This window comes from Marinobacter sp. CP1 (assembly GCF_001266795.1).
GTDB classification, from domain to species: domain Bacteria; phylum Pseudomonadota; class Gammaproteobacteria; order Pseudomonadales; family Oleiphilaceae; genus Marinobacter; species Marinobacter flavimaris.
This window is the reverse complement of record NZ_CP011929.1, coordinates 3,996,469-4,020,660: the sequence shown is the minus strand read 5'-3', so window position 1 is coordinate 4,020,660 and position 24,192 is coordinate 3,996,469. Positions and strand designations below refer to the sequence as shown.

The window sequence follows — 24,192 nt, the reverse complement described above, 5'->3', positions numbered from 1 at the left end:
TGAACCACAACACATTTCCTTCGATTTTTCCTGCATTTGCAAGGCATTTGAAAGAAACTGCTGCTATAGTCGGAAACAAAGGAAGTGTCCGATCTCCTAACCGGTCTGGGTGGCTGAAGTTCAAGACATGCCAAAACTGTCGACGCGTCTTCAACGTTTTCGCACAGGCTCGCCCCTGTCTTTCAGGCTGCTGGCCTGGATTCTTCTGTTCAGCTCCGCCTTTACACTGGTAGCCTCCGCGCTCCAGATCTACTCCGATTATCGAAAAGACCTCTCACAAATAGACAACCGCATGCAGGTGGTTGAAGCCGGCTATGCATCCAGTCTGGCCCGCAGTCTGTGGGCCCTGGACCAGAAACTGCTGCAAACCCAGATGGAAGGCATACTCAGTTTGCCCGATGTGGTTCATCTGCGGCTGAGGATCGAACCCGATTCCGAGCTGGTTATGGGAGAAATCCCGCGGGACGCCAAAACCACCTCCCACAGTTTCAATCTCGTTCATCAGGGCGATGAAATGTTCAAACTGGGTGAGCTGACGGTGACCGCAGACCTGGACCGGGTCTACGATGAGCTCAAGCGGAAGGTGGGGGTCATTCTCCTGACCCAGTTCCTGAAGACGTTCTTTGTATCGATCCTCATTATCTGGATATTCCAGCATTTCGTGGCACGCCATCTGACTACCATGGCGAATTACGCCCGGGACTTTTCGCTGAAAACCACCTCGAAGCCACTAACACTGGATAGGCCCAACACACCATCCAACCGGAACGACGAATTGGGTCGCGTCACGGACGCCATTAACCAGATGCGCGAGCGACTGAACGCGGATATGGAGCGCCAGCAAAAAGATGCGGCGGAAATCCGGAAGTTTTCCAAAGCCATTGAACAAAGCCCCTCCTCGGTCCTGATCTGCGACCGGCAGTGGCGCATCGAATTTGCCAACCAGAAATTTACCCAGTTAACCGGCTACGAGGCTGCTTCGATCATTGGCAAACACCCTGGCGCACTTGGGGACAATGATATTGAAAACCGTGAAAGCCGACACCTGTGGCAATCCATCCGCCTGCAGGTGCAGCGCGTCGGGGTCTGGCAGGGTGAAGTGAACAGCGTGCGCCGTAATGGTGAACGCTTCTGGGAGCAACTGATTGCCACCCCTATCAAGGACGAATCCGGCGGCACCACCGGTTACCTCATCCTGGGTGAAGACATCAGCATCCGCAAACGCTATGAACAGCAGCTCCTGCGCCAGGCCAACTACGACATCCTGACCGGGCTGCCCAACCGGATGCTGGCCCTGGACCGTCTGAAACTGGCACTGGCCCAGGCACGTCGGGAAAGTACCCTCGTGGGCGTGATGTTCCTCGATCTCGACAACTTCAAGCACATTAACGACACCCTTGGCCACGATGCCGGCGATAACCTGCTGATCGAGGCGGCCCGTCGAATTTCAAGTTGCCTTCGCGGTACCAGCACCGTTGCCCGCCTGGGTGGCGATGAGTTCCTCGTGATCCTGCCAGGCCTGACTGGCCCCGAGGCTTCCTCGCAGGTCGCAGAGCGTATCCTGAAGACCTTCTCGCCACCGTACATTCTGAATGGGCAGGAGGTGTTCGTAACCACGAGTATCGGCATCGCCATTTTCCCGACGGACTCCGACAACAGCGGTACGCTCCTGCAGCACGCTGATGCCGCCATGTACCAGGCCAAACACAAGGGCAAGAGCTCGTTTGCCCATTTCGCGCCGGAAATGACCGAAGTCTCCCATGAACGCCTGAAGATGGAATCCAGCATGCGCAGGGCTCTGGAGCTGAAGGAATTCGAACTGTATTTCCAGCCAATCGTGAATACCGATTCCGGCACCCTTTGCTCGGTGGAGGCGCTGCTGCGCTGGAACAACCCGGCCATGGGCATGGTGATGCCCGATCGGTTTATTCCCCTGGCCGAGGAAACCGGCCTGATAACACCCATCGGAGAGTGGGTTCTTGAAGAGGCTTGTCGGGCCGCCGTGGGATGGAGGCAGGCCATCGGAAAAGACATCGGTATTTCCGTGAACGTGTCCCCACGCCAGTTCCGGGATCCCGGGTTTACCGAGGCCGTGATGCACGCCCTCTCTACCAGCGGTCTGGCACCGGAACAGCTGGAACTTGAAATTACCGAACGACTGATTCTGGACAACTCCATTGAAACCGCCGAAATCCTGCGCCAACTCGACAAAGCCGGGATCCGGCTGTCAGTAGACGATTTTGGTACCGGCTACTCGGCCCTCAGCTATCTGAAGAGCTACCCGTTTGATACCCTGAAGATCGATAAATCGTTTGTTCAGGATGTCATGAAGGAACCTGAAGATGCTTCACTGGTGCGGGCCATTATCAACATGGCCCACAGCCTGGGCCTGCGGGTGATCGCTGAAGGCGTGGAAGAAGAGGCTCAGACCCACTTCCTGAAAAAGGAAGGTTGCGACTTCTCTCAGGGTTACTTCTACAGCCGCCCCCTGCCGGCACCGGATTTTGAAGCCTGGCTGGCCAGCAATCATCGGGTATAGATCGAAAACCGTTGGAACCTGACTCCCATGGAAGACACCGTACTTGTCGTGAACTGCGGCAGCTCATCCCTGAAACTCGCCTTATTCGATGACCAACACAGAAAGCTGGCATCCGCTCTCGCTGAGCGTCTCGGTCAAAACGACGCATTTGCTCGCGTTGAAGGCCAGGAAGGAACCATTCCTCTGGACCCGGGCGCCAACCATGATCAGGCGCTGACTGCACTGGTTACAGCATTCCGGGATCAGGGGCTGATGGCGTCCGCCCCGACGGCCGTTGGTCACCGGGTGGTTCATGGTGGCGAGACTTTCCGTGAAGCTGTACTGCTTGATGACGATGTCATCAATGCTATTGAGGACTGCGCTGGTCTTGCACCACTGCACAATCCGGTCAATCTGTCCGGTATTCGAGCAACCCTGGCCCAGTTTCCCGGGGCGCCCCAGACTGCCGTTTTCGACACCGCCTTTCACCAGACCCTGCCCAAAAGGGCATTCCTCTATGCGCTACCAGAGGCCTGGTATCGCGATTGGGGCGTCCGCCGTTATGGGTTCCACGGCACCAGTCATGCCTTCATGGCCGCCGAAACTGCCCGTTTGTTGGGAAAAACACCGGCAACCACCTCGGTCATCTCGGCGCACCTGGGCAATGGATGCAGCATTACGGCCATCCGGGACGGCATCAGTGTCGATACCAGCATGGGCCTTACGCCACTGGAGGGACTGGTAATGGGAACCCGCAGTGGGGATGTCGACCCTGGCCTGTTCGACTTTCTAAGCGGCAAAGGCTTCGCCGCCGATGAGGTTCACCGGATCCTGAACCAGGAAAGTGGCCTTCTCGGCCTGTCCGGCCAGACCAATGACATGCGCTCGCTCTGTGAACTCGCGGATCATGGCCATGAGCCATCACAAACCGCCATTGATGTTTTCTGCTTCCGGCTCGCCCGTTACATTGGGGCCATGATGGCGTCCCTTAGCCACCTCGACGCGCTGGTTTTCACTGGCGGCATTGGGGAAAACAGTGCCCGGATCAGAGCCGAAACCATCAACCATCTCAAGCTCATGGGGTTTGAGCTCAGTCCGGACCTCAACAACCATCATGGCGAGTTCAGCGACGGGCGGATCGAAAGCCCCGACTCCAGGTTTCCCGTGTTGGTGATCCCCACCAACGAGGAACTGGTTATTGCACGGGAAGCATCCCGGCTTGCCGGCTCGGTCGCCCCGGCCTGACCCACGCGCATCATCAGGAATACCACCATGGCAAAGAGTCTCTTTTTTGCACCGACATCCATAGATTCAGGGCTCACGTCAGTTTGCCTGGGTCTGCTGCGCGCCCTGGAGCGAGTGGGCGTGAGTGTCGGCTTTTACAAACCTTTCTGCCAGACCGTCCACCGGGCGGAGTCCAGGCACAATGCCGGCCAGGACTCCTCCGTGGCGTTCGTGCGCGCCAGCAGCCATCTGAATCCACCAGATCCGATTGCCCTGAGGGAAGCCCAGCAACTGCTCAACAGGGGCAAATCGGATTACCTGCTGGAGACGGTGGTCGGCGAATACCAGAAGGTTGCCCGGGACGTGGACGTGGTGATCATCGAGGGCCTGGTGCCGGACCGCAGCGAAGCCTATATTGCCAGGCTGAACGTGGAGGTCGCCCGCAACCTGGGCTCCGAGGTTATCCTTGTGAGTACCCCAAAGAACCTGAGCGCCCAGCAAGTGGATGAAGAGATGGACTTCTCATCGCGCCTGTTTGCCAATCCAAGCGACCCGAATGTCATAGGCGTCATACTGAACAAGGTGGGAGAACCCGAGCAGGCGGGGCTTGAGCCCCGATCCAGCAGCAACCACCCTGCCCCGAGCGTCATCGATTACCAGACCCAGTGTAAGGTCTTCAGCGATGGCCGTTTTCGGCTGATTGCCGAGATCCCCTGGCAGCCAGAGCTGCTTGCACCGCGAGTCTCCGACATCGCGAGGGAACTGGGGTTACCGGTTCTCAATGAGGGCCAGATGCACGCGAGGCGGGTCCAGAAGGTGTCGTTGTGTGCCCGAAGCATTCGGAATATGACCGAGACTCTGAGACCCGGCACCTTGCTGGTGACACCGGGCGATCGGGAGGACATTGTGGTGACCACGGCCGTTGCCGCGCTGAACGGAGTGCCGCTGGCCGGCCTGATGCTTACCGGCGGCCTGATGCCGGATCAGCGTGTGATTGATCTCTGCCACCGGGCGCTGGAAACGGGTCTGCCGGTACTGGGCTCGGATGCCAATACCTATGAGACGGCGCACATGCTGGCCAACCTCTCGTCCGCCATTCCCATTGATGACCCCAAGCGGATCGAAAAAGCGATGGAGGCAGTCGCCACCCGCATAGACACGGACTGGTTGCAGCAGCATCTCAAGGTCGCGCGACAGGGTCGGCTTTCTCCGCCGGCGTTCCGATACCAGCTTTCAGAACGTGCCCGGGCTGCCAACAAGCGCATCGTCCTGCCGGAGGGCAGCGAACCACGAACCGTACAGGCAGCCATCATCTGTCATCAGCGCAAGCTGGCACGGTGTGCCCTGATAGGTAATGCGCAGGAGATACGGCGGGTTGCGGATTCCCAGGACCTGGAACTGCCGGAGGATATCGAGATCATTGATCCTTCGGAGGTGCGTCAACGCTATGTCGGCCCGATGGTGGACCTGCGCAAGCACAAGGGCCTGACATCGGACATGGCCGAGGCCATGCTCGAGGACAATGTTGTCCTCGGCACCATGATGGTGGCTCTGGATGAAGCAGATGGCCTGGTGTCGGGGGCCGTTCACACAACGGCCAATACCGTGCGCCCCGCTCTTCAGCTGATCAAGACCCATGACCATGCGAAAGTGGTCTCTTCCGTGTTCTTCATGCTACTGCCGCAACAGGTGGTGGTGTATGGAGACTGTGCCATCAATCCGGACCCGAACGCCGAGGAACTGGCCGACATCGCCATCCAGAGTGCGGAGTCTGCGGAAGCCTTTGGTATCGAGCCGCTGGTCGCCATGATCAGTTACAGCACCGGAGAGTCCGGCAGCGGCCAGGATGTCGAGAAAGTCAGGGAGGCGACGAGGATCGCTCGCGAGCGCAGGCCGGATCTGCTGATAGACGGACCACTCCAATACGATGCAGCGGCCATCGAAAGCGTCGCAAGAAGCAAGGCGCCGGACAGCAAAGTTGCAGGCAAGGCAACGGTCTTCGTATTCCCGGATCTGAACACCGGCAATACCACTTACAAGGCGGTTCAGCGAAGTGCCAATGTGGTCAGTGTCGGGCCAATGCTTCAGGGCTTGCGGAAGCCGGTGAACGACCTTTCACGTGGGGCTCTGGTGGAGGATATCGTGTTTACGGTTGCGTTAACCGCTGTGCAGGCCAAGCAGGTGGAAAGTGCGGGGCCGGACCATGAATAAGTCCTGAGCCCGGCCACTCACTCAGCGCTTGAGGCTCTTCTGACGCTGTTTTTTCGGACGACGGCCTTTCTTCTCGTCGTTGTCCTTCTTGACCTTCTGACGCGGAGTCAGCCGATCCACTTTGCCGGCAAACGGATTTTCACCCGATTTGAACTCGAAGCGGATTGGTGAACCCGTTACCTTCAGAACCTTACGGAAGGTATTCTCAAGATATCGTTTGTATGCGCCAGGCAGGGAATCCACTTGGTTACCGTGAACCACAATCACAGGGGGGTTGGAACCGCCCTGGTGCGCGTAACGCAGCTTGATCCTGCGACCGTGCACCATGGGTGGCTGATGCTGGGCAATAGCATCCTGCAGAATCGCAGTCAGGCGGTTGGTTGGCCATTTCGCCATCGCGGACTCATAGCAGGCTTGCACCGACTCATACATCACGCCGACGCCGGAGCCGTGAAGCGCCGAGATATAGTGCTTATCAGCGTAATCCAGAAAGTCGAGGCGACGCTGAACCTGTTCTTTCACCCGGGCGCGGTCTTCCGGGTCCATGCCGTCCCACTTGTTGACGGCAATGACTAGCGAGCGGCCGGCATCCAACACAAACCCGATCAGGTGAAGATCCTGATCAACCAGACCTTCCCGGGCATCAATAACCAGGATAACCACGTGGGCGTCATCGATCGCCTGCAGCGTTTTTATGATGGAGAACTTCTCCACCACTTCGCTGACATTCTTTCTTCGACGGACACCGGCGGTATCAATCAACGTGTATTGGCTGCCCTGGCGCTCGTAGGGTATATAAACGCTGTCCCTGGTAGTGCCAGGCATGTCATAAACCACCACACGGTCCTCACCGAGCATGCGGTTGACCAGTGTGGACTTGCCCACGTTCGGCCTGCCTACCACGCCAATGCGGATGCCGGGGTAGCGATCTGCACGGTCCTCTTCTTCCCGCTCCTCTTCAGAGGGCAGCAGGATTTCAAGCATGGAGCGGATTCCGCGGTTGTGGGAGGCTGCGATCAGGAACGTGGATTCAAAGCCAAGGCTGTAGAAATCCGACGCGGCGATGTCCGGATCTTGTCCATCGGTCTTGTTCACGACCAGATGCGCCTGCTTGCCCGAGCGGCGCAGACTGTCTGCAATCAGCTCATCGCCTGCAGTAAGGCCGGCCCTGCCGTCCACCAGGAATAGCACGATGTCCGCTTCTTCTACCGCCTGCATTGACTGGCGGGCCATTTCAAGATCAAGGCCCCGCTCGTCACCGGTAAGACCACCGGTGTCTATGACGATGAAGCGCTGCCCCTCGTAGCTGCCCTCACCGTATTTGCGGTCACGGGTAAGCCCCGGAAAGTCCGCAACCAGGGCATCCCTGGAACGGGTCATCTGATTAAATAATGTCGATTTGCCGACGTTAGGGCGTCCGACAAGGGCAATAACTGGGGTCATAATGGGGGATCAATCCTGCGGCTTAACCTGGAATACGGCCATCTTTCCGCTGTTGCCAAAAACCAGCAGGTTACCATTGGCGAGGCGCTGTGCCGGTACGCGGATACCCTCATCGTCGAACTCCAGCTGGCCAACCAGCTTGCCATCCTCACGGTCAATGACATGCAGGTAGCCTTCAAAATCGCCGACCACCAGATAGTCTTCATAAACTATTGGCTGGGTCAGCTGCCGCCAGGCCAGACGATCCTGGGTCCAGACTTCCCGACGATCAGAGCCTCTCAGAGCAACAATGTCGCCATTGGCCGAGGCCAGATAGATCTCGCCGCCACCAATCATCGGGGAATAGAGGCTGGATGCCTTCCGGCTCCAGATCTCCTGCCCGGTACGAATATCAACGAGGGCAAGTTTGCCCTGGTAGCCAACCACCATGACGGCGGTCTCAATGACCAGGGGCTGCCCCGTCACGTCAACCAGCCTTTCAAGCTCGGTGCGCCCCTGAGGCTGGCCCACTTCATACTGCCACATGGGTTGCCCCGAGGCTGCCGCCAGAGCGATCAATTTGCCACTGGCAAAGGAGGCAATGACAACGTCTCCACCGACCAGCGGCGCCGCAGCAGCCCTCATGGACAGAACCGGAACCGTGCCGTCGTACTGCCAGAGTTTCTCACCATCGGTGGCACTGAATCCCAACACCTTGCCGTCCGTCGTATGGGCCACCACCAGGGAGCCGTTGGACTGGGGCGACGACAGTACTTCGGTGGGCAGCGACTGGCGCCACAGCTCGGAGCCGTCCTCACGGGATAGCGCCACCAGATCGGCGTTCTCGGTGGTCAGATAGAGGTTCTGCCCATCGCCACCGAGGCCCGAGAAGATGCGCTCTTCAAATTCAGATTCCCAGACAACCTTGCCGGAATCCGAGGCCACGGCGTAAATCTCACCATTCGCCGATGCGGCGTAGATCAGATCCCCGGTATTCAGAGGTGCCAGGTAGAGAAAATCACCATCATGACCGTCGCCCACGGACATGCTCCAGACTCTCTTGAATTCGGCAGACGCCTCAATCTCGGGAACCGGAACAGGTTGTTCGAAAGTATCCGTGGTGCTACACCCGGAAAGTGCCGCCAGCATTGCCAGCGCCATCAGCAGTCCGCGTTTTGAGATCCTGTCGCGGATAACCGGCATCAGGCATCCTCCCCGACACCGAGGTCTGCCAGTTTCAGTTCCAGAATACCGCTACGACCCTGCTGGCTCTGCTCACGGGCAGCAAGATAGGCCTCACGTGCGCCCTCCCGGTCGCCCTGCGCCAACAGGATGTCGCCACGGAGCTCGGAGTACATGGCATCAAACGCATCGGCATTACCGGCGCCGTCGATGGTGGCCAGAGCATCTTCGTACTGGCCTGAGGAAAACTGGGCGCGAGCCAGACGATTACGGACCACAAGCGCCAGTGCCTCATGCTCTCCGGTTTTTTCCAATGCCCACTTCAGGGAATCAATGGCGGCTTCGGCGTTGCCCTCCTGCATCAACTGCTGACGGGCGAGGATCAGGTTACCGTAGACCGCATAGGCGCTATCCGTGTAGTCCTCCCGCAGGGTCTGCGCGACGAAAGCGACGGTCTCGCCGCTGGTTTCATCGGCCTGGTCACTAAAGGCATTGAGGAGGTTGGCAAACTGGTTGGCTGCCTCGGTGCGTTGCTGCGCCTGATGGTTCTGCCAAGCCTGCCAGCCGAACACAATGGCCAGGGCTGCACCAATGCCGATCAGCAGAGAACTGCCGTTTTTCTTCCACCAGTCCTTGATCGCCTGGACCTGTTCTTCTTCGGTGCGCAACTCTGCCATGGGGACTCCTGTTGTCGAATTTTTGCTTTTGTATCAGTAAATTTGGTCAGATTCAGTTGGCCAGCGCCGCTGCCAGAGTGTCCGCAAGCTTGTCCTGGGCGATCTCCGCCTGCGGCTCGTCGGCTCGCAAGGGTTTAAGCCCGGCGGTGCCGTTGGCCACTTCGTTCTCGCCCAGAATCACCGCGTACCTGGCACCACTGCGGTCTGCCTTTTTCATCTGGCTTTTGAAACTGCCACCGCCACAATGGGAAACAATCACACGCTCTGGCAGGGCTGCCCGGAGCTGTTCAGCCAGAACGAGCGCAGGCGCCAATGCGCCCTCGCCCATCGCCGTTACGTAGACATCGGCATTGCTGTTTACGTGCTCAGGAACCAGTTCCAGCGTTTCCAGCAGCAGGATAAGGCGCTCAAGGCCCATTGCAAAGCCCACTGCAAAGGTCGGCTTGCCACCCAGCTGTTCCACCAGGCCATCGTATCGACCACCTGCACACACCGTACCCTGGGCGCCGAGGCTGTCGGTAATCCACTCGAACACCGTCTTGCCGTAGTAATCGAGGCCCCGCACCAGCGCTGGATTCACTGAATAATTCACCCCTGCAGCCTCAAGAAGCGCCTTCAGGCGCTCGAAGTGCTCGCGGGATTCTTCGTCGAGATAGTCGTCAAGGCTGGGCGCGTTTTCGAGGATTTTCCGCGTGGAAGGATCCTTGCTATCCAGAATGCGCAGGGGGTTCGATTCGAGGCGACGCTGGCTATCGGCATCCAGGTCTGCCTTGAACTGACCGAGGTAATCCACGAGGGCGGACCGGTAAACCCGACGGGACTCCGACGTTCCGATGGAATTGATCTCAAGCCGGGTATGCTCGGCAAGCCCAAGCTCTTTCCAGAGCCTTGCCGTCAAGATGAGCAGTTCGGCATCAATGTCCGGACCGTTCATGCCAAAACATTCCACGCCAATCTGATGAAACTGGCGATAGCGGCCTTTTTGCGGACGTTCGTGCCGGAACATCGGGCCGGTGTACCAGAGACGGCGGGTCTGATTGAACAGAAGACCGTGCTCTTCGGCGGCCCGAACACAACCGGCGGTGCCCTCCGGGCGGAGGGTCAGACTGTCACCGTTGCGGTCTTCAAAGGTGTACATTTCCTTTTCGACGATGTCGGTCACTTCACCAATCGAACGCTTGAACAGATCGGTCTGTTCCACAATCGGCATGCGGATTTCCTGGTAGCCATACTGGGCCAGTACTCTGCGAACCGTGGATTCCACAAACTGCCAAACCGGCGTCTGCTCCGGCAGGATATCGTTCATCCCGCGAATTGCCTGAATCTTTGCCAATGTTAACCCTTAACTTTTTCTGGATGGTTATGCCGGGAACTGGAAACAATCAGTTGTCTGACCGGGCAATAATCGAATCTTCCTGTTCCTTGCGCCGTGCCACTTCCTCGCGAATCAGGCGCTCCAGATCATCCGTCAATGTCGCGTTGTCCAGCTTCTGGTTCGGCTTTCCCGCCATGTAGAAGAGGTTCTTGGGGCTCCCGCCGGTAAGTCCGAGATCCGCCACTTTCGCCTCACCCGGACCGTTTACGATGCACCCGATGATCGCCACATCCAGAGAATCGTTTACATCCTCCAGACGAGCTTCCAGATCATTCATGGTCTGGATGACATCGAAATTCTGCCGGGAACAGCTGGGACAGGCGATGAAGTTTATACCGCGACTGCGCAGGCGCAGGCTCTTCAGTATATCGAAGCCCACCTTGATTTCCTGCACGGGGTCCGCTGCAAGCGATACCCGGATGGTGTCACCGATGCCGTCCATCAACAGCATGCCAAGGCCAATGGAGGACTTCACGGTTCCGGATCTCAAACCACCGGCCTCGGTGATGCCAAGGTGCAGGGGCTGCTCAATCTGCTGGGCAATCTTACGGTAGGCATCGACCGTCATAAACACTTCCGACGCTTTCAGGCTAACCTTGAAATCCTGGAAGTCATGACGATCCAGGATATCGATGTGGCGCATGGCGGACTCCACCAGCGCGTCTGCCGTCGGCTCGCCATATTTGCGCTGGAGAGACTTCTCCAGCGAACCGGCGTTCACACCAATGCGAATGGGAATGTTGCCGTCCCGGGCCGCACTGATCACGGCACTGACGCGGTCATCGCGGCCGATATTGCCAGGATTGATCCGGAGACAGTCAACACCCAGTTCTGCTACCCGAAGAGCGATTTTGTAATCGAAGTGGATGTCGGCAACCAACGGCAGGGAAACCTGCTCCCGAATCTTCCCGAACGCCTCAGCGGCGTCCATGGACGGAACGGAAACACGCACTATGTCCGCACCTGCCTCCTGCAATGCCTTGATCTGGCCAACGGTGGCCTCTACGTCACAGGTTTCGGTGTTGGTCATGCTCTGCACCGCAATCGGCGCGTCACCACCCACAGGAACATTGCCCACCATGATCTGGCGGGATTTGCGTCTGATAATCGGGGAATCCTGTTTCATGTCTTACTGACCGATATGGAAAATTTGATCAAATTTCAGATTGTCAGGGTGAATTCTGACCGGTTGTTAACAACCCGGTAGCCACCGATATCCACTGGCTCGCCCTGGAAACGGATGGACTCAACCGCATCGACTGCGCCAATCACAACCCTCAAGGGCGTCGGCCCCTCGATATCAATCAGATCCCCGTTACGCTGGAGCGAATTCACCAGGCGGTTACCGGCTGCGTCACTGATCTGCACCCAACAATCGTCACTGAAGCGAATCTGGAGTCGACCGTTGTCCGAAGCATCCGACAGCCCATTCGGGTCTTCCAGAACCGGCTCGGGGGTCTGGACGACCGCAGGAATCTGATCGGTAACAGGCTCGGTTGCATCAGCCGCGCCATCGTCCGTAGCCAGTGTGTTTTCAGGCAACTGATTTTCACCAACGTCAGTTTCAGGCGCTTGAGCCTCAGTTTCTGTTTCAGACTGCTGCACGGTAGGCGCCTCCGCCTCCATAACTGCCGATTCCGACTCTTCAGCACTGGCAACAAGCACAGGTTCGGAGCGCTCTGGCTCGGCCAACGCAGCCGATTCCTCGGCTTCAGCAGGAGCAGGCTCCTCCGGCACTGATTCCGGTTCTGTCGTCGGCTCGGAAGGCGCCGGGCCCTGTGAAGGAGCCAGAAAGGTGAAAGCAAGGTATCCGGCAATGCCCAGCACCACCAGGAAAAACAGAGCCTTGGCAAGCTGACGTTTACGACGTCTGCGACGTTCGATGTCTACCAGCGGATTGGCTTCCTGCTCCTGTTCCCGCTGTTGCCGAATGGGTTCCAGTTCCTGGTCGAGGTCGGCAATCACTGCATCTGCGTCCAGCCCAACCTGTTTTGCATAAGCCCTGACATACCCTTTCAGAAAGAGTTCACTGTCAATCTGGCTGTAATCTCCCGACTCGATCGCCTGGATTACCGAAGGACGCAAATGCTGCGCTGCTGCGACATCACCGGTACTCAGACCGGTTTTCTCCCGTGCCTTTTGAAGCTGCCGCCCTACGGGCTCCTTCATAGCTGGCTGTGAGTTTTCTTCAGTTGCCATTAGAAATCAGCACCTTATATTGTTGGTATTCGACTGACTCCGGAAATTTGTTTCTGAGTTGAAGCGCAAGGCTCGCCTCCTGGTTTTCATCACTGTAGAAGCGGGCAATGCGGATTCCGGTAAGAAGGCTCTCCGGTGAGTGGACCAGACGCTGATTTCGCTGCATCAATGAAATCAGTCGCGAGTAATAGCGTGCCGCGTCGTCGTAGTCGCCAGTCTCTACGGACACCCGGGAGAGCGCCAGCAGGGAACGTGCATCGCCTCGTGTCAGCTCCACTGCGCGGCGATAGGATGTGGCCGCAGCTTCCAGTTCTCCGAGGCGCTCCTGGGTCATGCCCAGGTTAAAGAAAACCGAGCCGCGATCCTGATAACCGGTATCCCGGGACGCAGCACGGAATTGATCCCGCGCGTCTTCCATCCGGTTCTGGCCGAACAGGAAAGCTCCGTAATAAACCCGCGCCCGTGTGTACCCTGGATCCTCGGAAATAGCCTGTTTGAAATTACGCTCAGCCAGTTCTGGCTCACCCTCGGCGTTATAGACAAGCCCCATCGCAGCCCTGGCGCCCGGGTCATCTGAATCCAGTTTCAATGCCCTGTCGAGGTGATGGCGTGCACGTTCAAGATTGCCCTGCCCAATATAGGCCGTGGCAAGTTTCACATAGTTATCGAGCGCTTCCTGCTGATCTGCTTCCCGTGAAAACCGACTGTCGGTAGTGGTAACGCAACCTGTAACCAGCAGGGTCAGCAACAGGGTGGCCAACACGAATGAACGTCGGTTTGCTGGTGGTGTTATCACGGGTGTCCCCTTCCTCGATTGGGCTGCAAGACGTATCTGGTTCAGGGATTCACCTGCTGAACCTGAATATACCGCTGACTCCGCCGGGTTCTGTCCTCGACCCGCCCGACCAGTTGCCCACAGGCGGCGTCAATGTCATCGCCCCGCGTGGTTCTGATGGTGGTGATGTAGCCAGCTTCGTTAAGAACGTTCTGGAACCGCCGCGTGGCATTCATACTCGGTCTCCGGAAATCGCTCTCCGGAAACGGATTGAAGGGAATCAGGTTGATCTTGCACGGAAGATCCCGCAACAGCACCGCCAGTTCCCGGGCGTGCTCGGGCTGATCGTTCATCCCCTCGATAACGGTGTACTCGATTGTAGCCTTACGCTTGTCTGGCAAACGGGCGAAATACCGCTTGGTGGCCGCAAGCAGCTCTGAGATCGGGTACTTTTTATTCAACGGAACCAGTTTGTTACGCAGTTCATCATTCGGGGCATGCAGGGAAATGGCCAGTGAAACATCGGTAACTTCCGACAGGCGATCCAGCGCGGGCACCACGCCAGAGGTACTGAGGGTCACCCGGCGCTTGGAGATCCCGTACGCCAGATCCTCCATCATGAGGTTCATGGCGTCCACGACATTGTCAAAATTGAGCAGGGGCTCGCCCATGCCCATCATGACCACGTTGGTAATCGGCCGATCGGGGCCCGGCTCAAACGGCATGAAGGCCTTGCGCGCAACCCACACCTGGCCAATGACTTCCGCCGCAGTCAGATTACGGTTAAAGCCCCGCTTGCCGGTGGAGCAGAAGGTGCAGTCCAGGCTGCAACCAATCTGTGAGGAAACGCAGAGTGTGCCGCGTTCGCCATCGGGAATCAGTACCGTCTCCACGCTGTTGCCGTTATCCATGCGCATCACCCACTTGCGGGTGCCGTCTTTGGAGGTTTCGTCGTACACCACCTCAGGACCACGGATCTCGGCAACCTGCTTCAGCTTTTCCCGAAGCGCCTTGCTCATATTGGTCATTTGATCGAAGTCATCGGCGCCACGCTGATGGATCCACTGCAAAACCTGAGTGGCACGGAAACGCTTCTCTCCCAGGGACTCGAAGAAGGCCTCGAGCTTTGCTTTTGGCATTCCCAGGAGATTGGTTTTTTCAGCGGCCGCTGTCATTTCATAACCTCGATCAGATAATCAATTCGGAGGCGACCGGATGATCGCCCCCGATCAACGCAATCAACCCCTCGGGCAGATCTCGTTGTCATTGAAGAAGTAAGCGATTTCGCGCTCGGCAGAAGCCGCGGAATCAGAGCCGTGAACGGCGTTTGCGTCGATGGACGATGCGAAATCAGCGCGGATAGTGCCCGCCTCGGCTTCTTTCGGGTTGGTCGCGCCCATCAGGTCACGGTTTTTAAGGATCGCGCCTTCACCTTCCAGAACCTGCACAACCACCGGACCGGAGGTCATGAATGCAACCAGGTCGTTAAAGAACGGACGCTCTTTGTGCTCTGCGTAAAAGCCTTCTGCCTGCTCCTGGGTGAGGTGCATCATCTTGGCAGCAACGATGTTCAGCCCAGCTTTCTCGAAGCGGCTGTAAATTTCGCCGATCACGTTCTTTGCTACCGCGTCGGGCTTGATAATCGAGAGCGTGCGCTCAGTTGCCATGGTATTTCTCCAGTTTGTGGATGGTTAAAATTCTGGCCTGCGATTATACGCAGTCCGGGGCAAACTTCCTACCGCACTGCGCGGAGGCGACTAACAACATCAACTATTTGCGCGCTGGCAAACGCCACTTCCTCGTTCGTGGTGTAGCGGCCGATGGAAAAGCGCAGCGCACGATGGGCCTGCTGTTCACTCAACCCGATGCCACGAAGCACATATGAGGGCTCTACCGTGGCTGAAGCGCAGGCCGAACCGGAGGATACCGCCAGATCCCGAAGGCCGAGCATGAGGGACTCCGCATCGACGCCTTCAAAGGAAAGATTCATTATGCCCGGGACGCGCCGGGATTCACTGCCGTTGAGAGTGACACCCTCGAGAGGCCGGAGCCCCGAAAGAAACGCCTCCCGCAGGGCTTCCAGCTTCTCCACTTCCTGTTCAAGCGCGGACTGGGCGATCTCGAACGCCTTTCCCATTCCGACAATCTGATGGGTGGGGAGCGTTCCGGAGCGCATTCCTCGCTCATGGCCACCACCATGAATCTGCGCCTCAATACGAACATCTGGCGACCGCCTGACGTACAGGGCGCCGACGCCCTTCGGGCCATAAACCTTGTGGCCGGAAAGCGCCAGCAGATCCACCGGCATGGAGCCAACATCAATTGCCATCTTGCCGGCGGCCTGGGCGGCGTCTACGTGAAAAAGAATGCCTCTCTGGCGCAATTCGGCACCAATGGCGGCAATATCATTGATTGTTCCAAGCTCGTTGTTCACCAACATCAGGCTGACGAGCACGGTATTTTCCTTGAGCGCGTCCAACACCTGATCAAAACCGATGGTTCCGTCGGCTGCCGGCTCCAGCCAGGTGACTTCAGTACCCTGATGCTCCAGCCACTTGCAGGTATCAACAACCGCTTTGTGCTCGATCCTGGAGGTAACGATATGAGCGCCCTGCCGGCCGGCAACCGCCCCTTTGATGGCGAGGTTGTCTGATTCCGTTGCCCCCGAGGTCCAGACAATCTCCCGCGGATCAGCGTGAACGAGACTGGCGACCTTCTTGCGTGCAGCTTCCACTGCGGCTTCTGCCTGCCAACCATAGGCGTGGGTGCGGGATGCCGGATTACCGAATACACCATCCAGCGTGAGGTATTTCATCATTTCATCAGCAACGGCTGGATCAACGGGCGTGGTGGCCGCGTAGTCCATATAAACGGGCTTTTTCATGGATTCCGGAAACTTGTTGGTGTCAGGCCGGCGCCTGATCGGACAGGCGTTCGGTATTGATGGTTTCAGAGCCACTGTCGGACTGGCGGCGATTTTGCCGGTCCGCAACCTGGCGAATTTCATGCTTCCTCATCAGATCTCCGAGACTGATCTCGCTGAGAAACTGATGAATCTGATCACTGAGATCAGACCAGAGGTGGTGGGTCAGACATTTCTCGCCATTCTGGCAATCGCCTTTGTTGCCGCACCGGGTGGTATCCAGCGATTCGCTGACGGCATCAACAACTTCGGCAATGTAGAGATCAGCCGCAGGACGACTGAGCCTGTATCCACCACCGGGACCGCGAATACTGACAACCAGTTTCTGGCGGCGGAGACGGGAGAAAAGCTGCTCCAGGTAGGACAGTGAGATTTCCTGACGCGCCGATATATCGGCCAGACTCACCGGCCCCTGGTCTCCATGCAGAGCCAGATCCAGCATTGCCGTAACGGCATAGCGGCCTTTGGTGGTCAACTTCATAGCGTCAGCCCCATGGCGGGATTGAATCTCAAAAATGCAGAACAGAGTATGAATTGACCAACCATTTCAGTCAAGTATTCAGCGCCGCACCTCTTCGTCGTCTCGCACGCAATCGAAATCCTCCTCGTGGAGCGGTGGCAGTTCGCCATTCTGGTATTCACTGTTCACCTTGCGCAACGCCTTGCACATATTCTCTATGCGGTCATCCACGGCATGCATGTGATCAAGCAACGAGCGCATGGCCCGTGCGACGGGGTCCGGCATTTCTTCTGTAACGCCGTATGCATCGAAGCCCATTCGCTCTTCCATCTCCTTGCGGCGGGCATCGTCTTCGCCCTGGCGTTTGACAATAACGCGGCCAGGGATACCTACAACGGTTGCTCCCTCTGGCACTGCCTTGGTAACCACCGAGTTTGAACCAATCTTGGCACCCTCGCCTACTTCAAAAGGCCCCAGAATCTTGGCGCCGGCACCAACCACCACACTGTTGCCAATCGTGGGATGCCGCTTACCCTTGTTCCAGCTGGTTCCGCCCAGCGTAACGCCCTGATAGAGGGTTACGTCGTCGCCAATCACCGTAGTCTCACCAATAACAACACCCATGCCGTGGTCGATGAAGAAGCGACGACCAATGGTTGCACCCGGATGAATCTCAATGCCGGTAAGCCAACGGGCGATCGTCGAAATGGTCCTCGCAAGCCATTTCAATCCCAAACTCCACAACCAATGGGAAAACCGATGGAAAAGCAGTGCGTGCAAACCGGGATAGTTGGTGAGCACTTCAAAGGTATTCCTGGCGGCGGGGTCCCGATGGAACACGCTGTTAATGTCTTCCCGCAAACGCTCAAACATGGCCATTGTCCTGTTCCGTCGCCGCAGTATCGGCCTCGGTTGATTTGCTGTTGTTCCGCGTGCCCGACGCTTTCTGCACAGCGGTGAGGATGCCCCGGAGGATATTGATCTCCATCTGATCAAGTCTGGCTCGCTGGAACAGCCGCCGCAAGCGCGTCATAAGCTGCCTGGGGTTCTCCCGCCGATGGAAATCAACATCGATAAGCACCTGCTCAAGATGCCCGAAGAAGCCCTCAACATCGTGGACTTTCGCCGGCGGCACATCCCATCCTTCGTCCCCGGGCCGGGTCATCGACTTTAAGTATGGGCTTCCCTCACCGCCTTCAAGGCTTCGGAGGTAATACATCCGCAATTCATAGCACATGACCTGCACCGCCATGGCCAGGTTGAGAGAGCTGTAATCGGGATTGGAGGGAATATGAATATGATAATGACAACGCTGCAGCTCATCGTTGCTGAGACCATGGTTCTCCCTGCCGAACACCATGGCCACCGGGCCACTGCCGGCGTGCTCTGCGGCCGCGGCCGCAGCCTCGGGCGGGGCGCACACCGGCCAGGGGACTTTTCTGCCCCGGGCACTGGTACCCATTACCAGAACGCAGTCGGCAAGCGCCTCATCGAGCGAAGACACCACGTGGGCGCTATCAAGCACATCTGAAGCCCCCGCCGCACGGGCGTATGAAGCCTCGTCCGGAAACGAAGACGGGTTGACCAGCCACAGGTTGCCGAGCCCCATATTTTTCATGGCACGGGCGACTGCGCCGATATTGCCTGAATGGGATGTCTCAACCAGAACGATCCGGATCTGATCCTGGAATGTTTCCGTCCCTTCCTGTGGAAGTGCGCTTTTATGCATTGTTAGCAGGCCCAAGGTTATTGATCAGGGCGGCAATGATAGCAGAAAGCAAAGGCACCCTGCCCCTCCGGAGTACCCGTAACCTCTGGTTATTCGTGCTATTGCTGAGTCAAAAAACATACAAGCGGGGTGATCTTTTGCTATGATACCCGGCCTTCACACACCCGGATAATGAACACTCAGATGCAACCAGCTATTAAAATGGCCCTGCGCGTCGCGCGTCAGGGGTCTGATTATCTGAAAGCCCATTTCGAGCGCCAGGAACCTACCGGCAAGGACGACTCAGAACGCCGTCGTCAGCTGGAACGGGTTGAGCAATCTATTTATGACAATTTTGCCGAACAGCTCGAAAAAGCCTACAAGGACCACAGCATCGCGCCCCTGAACGAAGCGGATGCCGGAACCAGCGAAAAGAGCTGGCATATTTTCCCTGTCCTGGGCCGTGAAAATTTCCTGCGGGGCATTCCGGAGTTCGCTCTGGCCCTGTCCCAGAAAAAGAATAACCGAACTGAAAACCTGCTGCTGGTTAACCCCGTTACCGGCGAGGAATACTCGGCCAGCCGAGGCCATGGTGCGGCGCTCAACAGCCGCCGCGTGCGCGCTTCGGAAATCAAGCTTCCGGAGAAAGCCGCCATCGCTACCAACCTGCTGGACCAGGCTCGAAAGAGCGAGGATCCGATGCTCTGGGGCGAAATGGCCGCTGTACTGGCCAGGGATTCCGGTATGTTCCGTACCTCCGGCTGCGTGGTGCTGGATATCGCCCGTGTGTCCGCCGGATTGATGGACGCAGCCATCATCTTCCGTCCGGAAGCAGCCGAGCTGGATCTTGGCGTCACTCTGGCCATGGAATCCGGTGCCCTGACCGGTGATTTCTCGGGCAATCCGTCCACCGGGAACGCCCGCCAGCTGGTGGTTGCAAACCCGAAGCTGTTCCGCGAAGTGCTCAAGGTCCTGCATCCGTTCCGGGGCCGTCTGCCCCGCTGAACTCCCGGGCTCTCTGAGACACAAAAAAACCGCCACATTGTGTGGCGGTTTTTTTATGCCCGGAAATCGGGGAACAACTACGATTACATCCGGTTCAGCCACTCCGGCGGCTGCTCTTCTTCTTCGGCATTTTCCGCGCCTTCTTTTGCCGGCACGATCAGGTCATCTCGAGACACGCCCATCACCATCAGCAGATTCGCAGACACGTATATGGAAGAGTAGGTACCGACGACCACACCAATAATCAGAGCCAGGGCGAAGTTGTTGATTGCCTCACCACCCAGGAAATACAACGCAAAAAGCACGACAAGCGTTGTCCCGGATGTATTGATGGTGCGTGCAATGGTCTGATGAATGGATTCGTTGATGATATCCCAGGGCTCACCCACACGCATTTTGCGGAAGTTCTCCCGGATGCGGTCAGCAACAACGATGGTATCGTTCAAAGAATAACCAATGACCGCAAGCAACGCAGCCAGAACGGTAAGATCGAAGGTCCACTGGAATAACGCAAATACACCCAGAACGATAATGACGTCGTGAGCCAGAGGCACCACCGAGGCAATACCGAATTTGAACTGGAAGCGCATACCCACGTAAATCAGCACCACTGCAAGGGCAATCAGCAATCCGAGGCCACTGTCCTCCTTGAGCTCCTCACCAACCTGGGAACCGACAAACTCGGAGCTTACCAATTCCAGCTCCGCGCCCCCCTCCTCGAGGGTTCGGGTAACTTCAGGTGCCAGCTGATCATTGTCAGCTTCAGCCATGCGCACCAATACCGTGGTGTCAGCCCCGAAGTTCTGAACAGAAAACTGTTCGTAGCCGGCAGCCGTCAGCCTGGAGCGGATTTCATCCAGTTCCGGAGCCTCTGCATATTCAAATTCAACAGAGGTGCCGCCGGTGAAATCCATACCCAGGTTCAAGCCACGGATGGCCAACAGCGCGATAGACACAACGATCAGCGAGATGGAAATTACGGAAGCAATCTTCCGCAAACCCATAAAATCAAACGGTTGCTTTTGATCTTCAGACATTGGCGAGCTTTCCTCCGATCGACAGCTTCTCGACCCTGCGGCCGCCGTAAATAATGTTAACGATGCTCCGGCTGACCATCAGGCCAGAGAACATCGACGTCAGAATCCCGATGCAGAGTGTCACCGCAAACCCTTTCACGGGGCCGGAACCCATTGCGAAAAGAATCACGGCAACCAGCAATGTGGTGATGTTTGCATCAAAGATGGAAACAAAGGCTCGGGAATAACCGGAGTTGATGGCCGTCTGGGGCGGCACGCCCGATTTCAGCTCTTCCTTTATCCTCTCAAAGATAAGCACGTTGGCATCCACCGCCATACCGACGGTCAGAACGATACCGGCGATGCCTGGCAGGGTCAGTGTCGCCGAGAGGATCGACATGCACGCAACGAGCAGCATCAGGTTCAGTGTCAGCGCAATGTTCGCTACCACGCCAAATCCGCGGTAGTAGACAAGCATGTAGAGCAGCACCAGCCCGAAGCCAAGCGCAACGGACATCATGCCGGCGTCTATATTTTTCTGGCCGAGGCTCGGACCAATGGTCCTCTCCTGAACAAAATACATCGGGGCGGCAAGTGCACCGGCGCGCAAGAGCAGCGCCAGTTCTGCGGCTTCCGGAATGGAATCAAGCCCGGTGATCCGGAAACTGCTGCCCAGAGCGGATTGCACTGTGGCAAGGCTGATTATGCCTTTCTCCACAACGCGGTTCTCCACCTCCTGAGGCTCGCCGTCTACCATTCTGGTTTCGGTTTCCGTGCGGTACTCGATGAACAGCACGGCCATCCTGCGGCCAATAGCATTGCGGGTGGCCCGGTTCATCAGGTCGCCACCGACGGAATCCATGGTGATATTGACCTGGGGTTGGCCGTTTTCGTCAAACGCCTGCTGGGCATTGGCCACGTTGTTACCGGTCGCGATCACCTCCTGCTCGAGGCGCGCGGTGCGCTGTGGCTGATCCCGGAAACCAAACTCCTCGGTCTCGCTGCTGGGGGCGTCCTGGCGGGCCTCCATGCGGAACTCAAGGTTCGCGGTTGCACCAAGTACGCGCTTGGCCTGTGCGGTGTCCTGTACGCCAGGCAACTCAACAATAATCCGGTCGGCACCCTGTTGTTGAACGAGGGGCTCAGCAACACCGAGCTCATTCACCCGGTTACGGATCGTTGTGAGGTTCTGCTCCAGAGCATAGTCCTGAATCGCAGTGACCTCAGCCTCGGAGAGCGTCAGGACGAGGAGGAATTCATCACCCTCGGTCTGCTCATCGAGAAGGAATTCGTTGTACTGGTCATGCACCATGTTGAACGCTTCGGTGCGGGAGGCTTCATCACGAAAGCTGAGAACGATCTCGCGGTTATCCTGAACATCTCCGCCACGATAGCGGATCCGCTCTTCCCGCAACTCCCGCTTGATCTGGCCAGACATGGCATCCAGACGCTGGCTGACTGCGGTTTCCATGTCGACTTCCAACAGGAAGTGGACACCGCCACGAAGGTCCAGACCCAGCTTCATCGGGCCGGCACCCAGGCTCTTCAGCCAACCGGGCGTGGAGGCGGCCATATTCAGTGCAACCAGGTATTCGTTTCCAAGAGCAGCCTGCACCAGGGGACGGGCCTGCAATTGGTCTTCAGAGTTGGTGAGACGGATCAGAGCATCCCGATCCTGAAGAGTACTGCTTTTCACCTCGATGCCCCGGCTTTCCAGCACACCAACGGCCCTGTCGAGCACACCGGCATTCACCGCGGTGCTACTGCGGGCGCCGGTAATCTGGATGGCGTAGTCGTCGGGGAAGAGGTTGGGCAAAGCGTAGATAAACCCGATCACGAGCGCGACCAGGATAACCAGGTTTTTCCAAAGCGGATACTTGTTCAGCATGGGATCCCTTGTAGCCGGCCTAGCGGCCAGACTTGGTGTTTCAGCCAGGAAGATTCAAACCGGCCACCAGGGATGGCCGGCTAAATGGCCCCCGCTCAGATGTCCTTGAGCGTGCCCTTCGGCAGCGCCGCAGCAACGGCTACTTTCTGGACCTTGATCTCTACGTTGTCAGCAACTTCCACAACGATGAAATCGTCAGTCACCTTGGTAATTTTGCCGGCAACACCACCAGAGGTCACAACTTCATCACCTTTATTCAGGCCGGACATCAGAGCCTTGTGCTCTTTCGCACGCTTGGACTGCGGGCGCCAGATCAGGAAGTAGAAAATCAGGATGAAGCCGGCGAAAAAGATCACCTGGCCCATAACACCCATTCCCTGAGCAGCCGGGTCCTGCGCCATGGCAAGAGCAGGCATCAGAGCCAAAAGGCCGGCAACGAGCATTTTAATAGCTTTCATTGAATATCTCCGTTGGTTTAGCGAATAGATCAAACATTGCCCAGGGGCGGAACGGTCTCTCCGCGCAGAGCATAGAAGTCGGTTACAAAGTCCGACAATGTACCTGCTTCAATGGCCCCACGCAATCCAGCCATCAGGTTCTGGTAGAACCGGAGGTTGTGGATGGTATTCAGTTGTGAGCCAAGCATTTCTCCACATTTATCCAGATGATGGAGATAACTTCTCGAAAAATTCTTACAGGTATAACAGTCGCAGCGATCGTCCAGCGGCGCGGTGTCATGACGGTGCCGGGCATTGCGGATTTTTACGATCCCGGTTGACGTAAATAGATAGCCATTCCTGGCATTGCGGGTAGGCATTACACAGTCGAACATGTCGACACCGCGACGTACCGCCTCGACGAGATCTTCCGGCCGGCCCACGCCCATCAGGTACCGCGGCTTGTCTTCCGGCATTTTCGGCGGCAAGTGGTCGAGAATCCGGATCATGTCTTCCTTGGGCTCGCCAACCGACAGACCGCCAATGGCGTAGCCATCGAAGCCGATCTCTGTAAGCCCTTCCAGAGAGCGGTCCCTCAGGCCTTCGTACATACCGCCCTGAACGATGCCGAACAACGCCGCAGGATTCCCCTCGTGGGCATCTTTGCTCCGTTGCGCCCATCGCAGCGACAGTTCCATGGAATCTTTTGCCTGACGCTCGGTGGCCGGATAAGGCGTACACTCGTCAAATATCATAACGATGTCCGACCCGAGATCCCGCTGCACCTGGATCGCAATCTCCGGTGACAGCTCCACCGGCGAACCATCTACCGGAGAACGGAAGGTAACCCCGTCCTCGGTGATCTTGCGCATCTCACCCAGACTGAACACCTGGAAACCGCCGGAGTCGGTCAGGATAGGCCCATGCCATTGTGTGAAATCGTGAAGGTCGCCATGGGCCTTGACCACCTCAGTACCGGGCCGAAGCATCAGGTGAAAGGTGTTCCCCAGAATGATTTCAGCACCGATTTCGTGGATATCGCGGGGCAGCATACCCTTGACCGTGCCGTAAGTGCCGACAGGCATGAACGCGGGGGTCTCAACGGTTCCGCGGGGAAACGTCAGCCGGCCACGGCGGGCGCGCCCATCCTCGCCCAGTTTTTCGAACGACAT

The 24,192-nt window shown here is 57.4% G+C and carries 21 protein-coding genes; 4 read left to right on the top strand and 17 right to left on the bottom strand.

Features of this window, described 5'->3' with window-relative positions; all coding sequences use genetic code 11:
* Positions 1 to 127 precede the first annotated feature (127 nt).
* From ACP86_RS18515 to pta, 3 genes are read left to right on the top strand one after another with little or no spacing between them, the layout of a single operon-like run.
* A complete protein-coding gene (locus tag ACP86_RS18515) occupies positions 128 to 2,539 on the top strand; it encodes an EAL domain-containing protein (protein WP_053115570.1) in 2,412 nt (803 codons plus the stop codon).
* A gap of 27 nt (positions 2,540 to 2,566) precedes the next feature.
* A complete protein-coding gene (locus tag ACP86_RS18510; protein WP_053115022.1) occupies positions 2,567 to 3,763 on the top strand; it encodes an acetate/propionate family kinase in 1,197 nt (398 codons plus the stop codon).
* A 27-nt stretch (positions 3,764 to 3,790) separates the two neighbouring features.
* A complete protein-coding gene (gene pta, locus ACP86_RS18505; RefSeq protein WP_053115021.1) occupies positions 3,791 to 5,953 on the top strand; it encodes a phosphate acetyltransferase in 2,163 nt (720 codons plus the stop codon).
* 21 nt (positions 5,954 to 5,974) lie between these two features.
* Here pta and der read toward each other — a convergent pair whose 3' ends face one another.
* The 13 genes from der to trmJ form a co-directional block, all read right to left on the bottom strand.
* Entirely contained in the window at positions 5,975 to 7,396 is a 1,422-nt protein-coding gene (gene der / locus ACP86_RS18500; protein WP_053115020.1) for a ribosome biogenesis GTPase Der, read from the bottom strand.
* Between the two features lie 9 nt (positions 7,397 to 7,405).
* A complete protein-coding gene (bamB, locus tag ACP86_RS18495; protein WP_053115019.1) occupies positions 7,406 to 8,578 on the bottom strand; it encodes an outer membrane protein assembly factor BamB in 1,173 nt (390 codons plus the stop codon).
* The gene (locus tag ACP86_RS18490) at positions 8,578 to 9,234 is read right to left on the bottom strand and encodes a YfgM family protein (protein ID WP_053115018.1); all 657 of its coding nucleotides are present in this window, start codon (positions 9,232 to 9,234) and stop codon (positions 8,578 to 8,580) included. Before ACP86_RS18490 ends, bamB begins: the two co-directional genes overlap by 1 nt.
* A 52-nt stretch (positions 9,235 to 9,286) precedes the next feature.
* A complete protein-coding gene (gene hisS / locus ACP86_RS18485; RefSeq protein WP_075267707.1) occupies positions 9,287 to 10,567 on the bottom strand; it encodes a histidine--tRNA ligase in 1,281 nt (426 codons plus the stop codon).
* Between the two features lie 49 nt (positions 10,568 to 10,616).
* Entirely contained in the window at positions 10,617 to 11,735 is a 1,119-nt protein-coding gene (ispG, locus tag ACP86_RS18480) for a flavodoxin-dependent (E)-4-hydroxy-3-methylbut-2-enyl-diphosphate synthase (RefSeq protein ID WP_008174332.1), read from the bottom strand.
* 35 nt (positions 11,736 to 11,770) lie between these two features.
* A complete protein-coding gene (locus tag ACP86_RS18475; RefSeq protein WP_008174331.1) occupies positions 11,771 to 12,808 on the bottom strand; it encodes a RodZ domain-containing protein in 1,038 nt (345 codons plus the stop codon).
* On the bottom strand, positions 12,798 to 13,571 hold the full coding sequence (gene pilW / locus ACP86_RS18470; protein ID WP_008174329.1) for a type IV pilus biogenesis/stability protein PilW: 774 nt from the start codon (positions 13,569 to 13,571) through the stop codon (positions 12,798 to 12,800). Before pilW ends, ACP86_RS18475 begins: the two co-directional genes overlap by 11 nt.
* A 74-nt stretch (positions 13,572 to 13,645) precedes the next feature.
* Entirely contained in the window at positions 13,646 to 14,758 is a 1,113-nt protein-coding gene (gene rlmN / locus ACP86_RS18465) for a 23S rRNA (adenine(2503)-C(2))-methyltransferase RlmN (protein WP_008174327.1), read from the bottom strand.
* A 63-nt stretch (positions 14,759 to 14,821) separates the two neighbouring features.
* A complete protein-coding gene (gene ndk / locus ACP86_RS18460; protein ID WP_008174325.1) occupies positions 14,822 to 15,250 on the bottom strand; it encodes a nucleoside-diphosphate kinase in 429 nt (142 codons plus the stop codon).
* Positions 15,251 to 15,318: 68 nt separating this feature from the next.
* Positions 15,319 to 16,467, bottom strand: a complete 1,149-nt coding sequence (locus ACP86_RS18455) for an IscS subfamily cysteine desulfurase (protein ID WP_008174323.1) — start codon at positions 16,465 to 16,467, stop codon at positions 15,319 to 15,321.
* A 22-nt stretch (positions 16,468 to 16,489) separates the two neighbouring features.
* Positions 16,490 to 16,987 (bottom strand): Fe-S cluster assembly transcriptional regulator IscR, encoded by a 498-nt coding sequence (iscR, locus tag ACP86_RS18450; RefSeq protein ID WP_008174321.1) that lies wholly within the window; start codon positions 16,985 to 16,987, stop codon positions 16,490 to 16,492.
* A gap of 78 nt (positions 16,988 to 17,065) precedes the next feature.
* Positions 17,066 to 17,839, bottom strand: coding sequence for a serine O-acetyltransferase (gene cysE, locus ACP86_RS18445; protein ID WP_053115569.1), 774 nt, complete (start codon positions 17,837 to 17,839; stop codon positions 17,066 to 17,068).
* Positions 17,832 to 18,695 carry a tRNA (cytosine(32)/uridine(32)-2'-O)-methyltransferase TrmJ gene (gene trmJ / locus ACP86_RS18440; protein ID WP_075267705.1) on the bottom strand — a complete coding sequence of 288 codons (864 nt, stop codon included), beginning with the start codon at positions 18,693 to 18,695 and terminating at the stop codon, positions 17,832 to 17,834. The genes cysE and trmJ overlap by 8 nt, the downstream gene beginning before the upstream one ends.
* A 183-nt stretch (positions 18,696 to 18,878) precedes the next feature.
* Here trmJ and ACP86_RS18435 point away from each other — a divergent pair, with 183 nt between their 5' ends.
* Positions 18,879 to 19,679 carry an inositol monophosphatase family protein gene (locus ACP86_RS18435; RefSeq protein ID WP_053115017.1) on the top strand — a complete coding sequence of 267 codons (801 nt, stop codon included), beginning with the start codon at positions 18,879 to 18,881 and terminating at the stop codon, positions 19,677 to 19,679.
* A gap of 83 nt (positions 19,680 to 19,762) precedes the next feature.
* On the opposite strand, the gene secF is transcribed toward ACP86_RS18435, so the two are convergent.
* The 4 genes from secF to tgt all read right to left on the bottom strand — a co-directional run bounded on the left by secF (position 19,763) and on the right by tgt (position 24,192).
* The gene (gene secF, locus ACP86_RS18430; RefSeq protein WP_053115016.1) at positions 19,763 to 20,716 is read right to left on the bottom strand and encodes a protein translocase subunit SecF; all 954 of its coding nucleotides are present in this window, start codon (positions 20,714 to 20,716) and stop codon (positions 19,763 to 19,765) included.
* Complete coding sequence (secD, locus tag ACP86_RS18425; RefSeq protein ID WP_053115015.1) at positions 20,709 to 22,583, bottom strand: protein translocase subunit SecD; 1,875 nt, start codon at positions 22,581 to 22,583, stop codon at positions 20,709 to 20,711. The genes secF and secD overlap by 8 nt, the downstream gene beginning before the upstream one ends.
* 95 nt (positions 22,584 to 22,678) lie before the next feature.
* A complete protein-coding gene (gene yajC, locus ACP86_RS18420) occupies positions 22,679 to 23,041 on the bottom strand; it encodes a preprotein translocase subunit YajC (protein WP_053115014.1) in 363 nt (120 codons plus the stop codon).
* A 29-nt stretch (positions 23,042 to 23,070) separates the two neighbouring features.
* A complete protein-coding gene (tgt, locus tag ACP86_RS18415; protein WP_053115568.1) occupies positions 23,071 to 24,192 on the bottom strand; it encodes a tRNA guanosine(34) transglycosylase Tgt in 1,122 nt (373 codons plus the stop codon).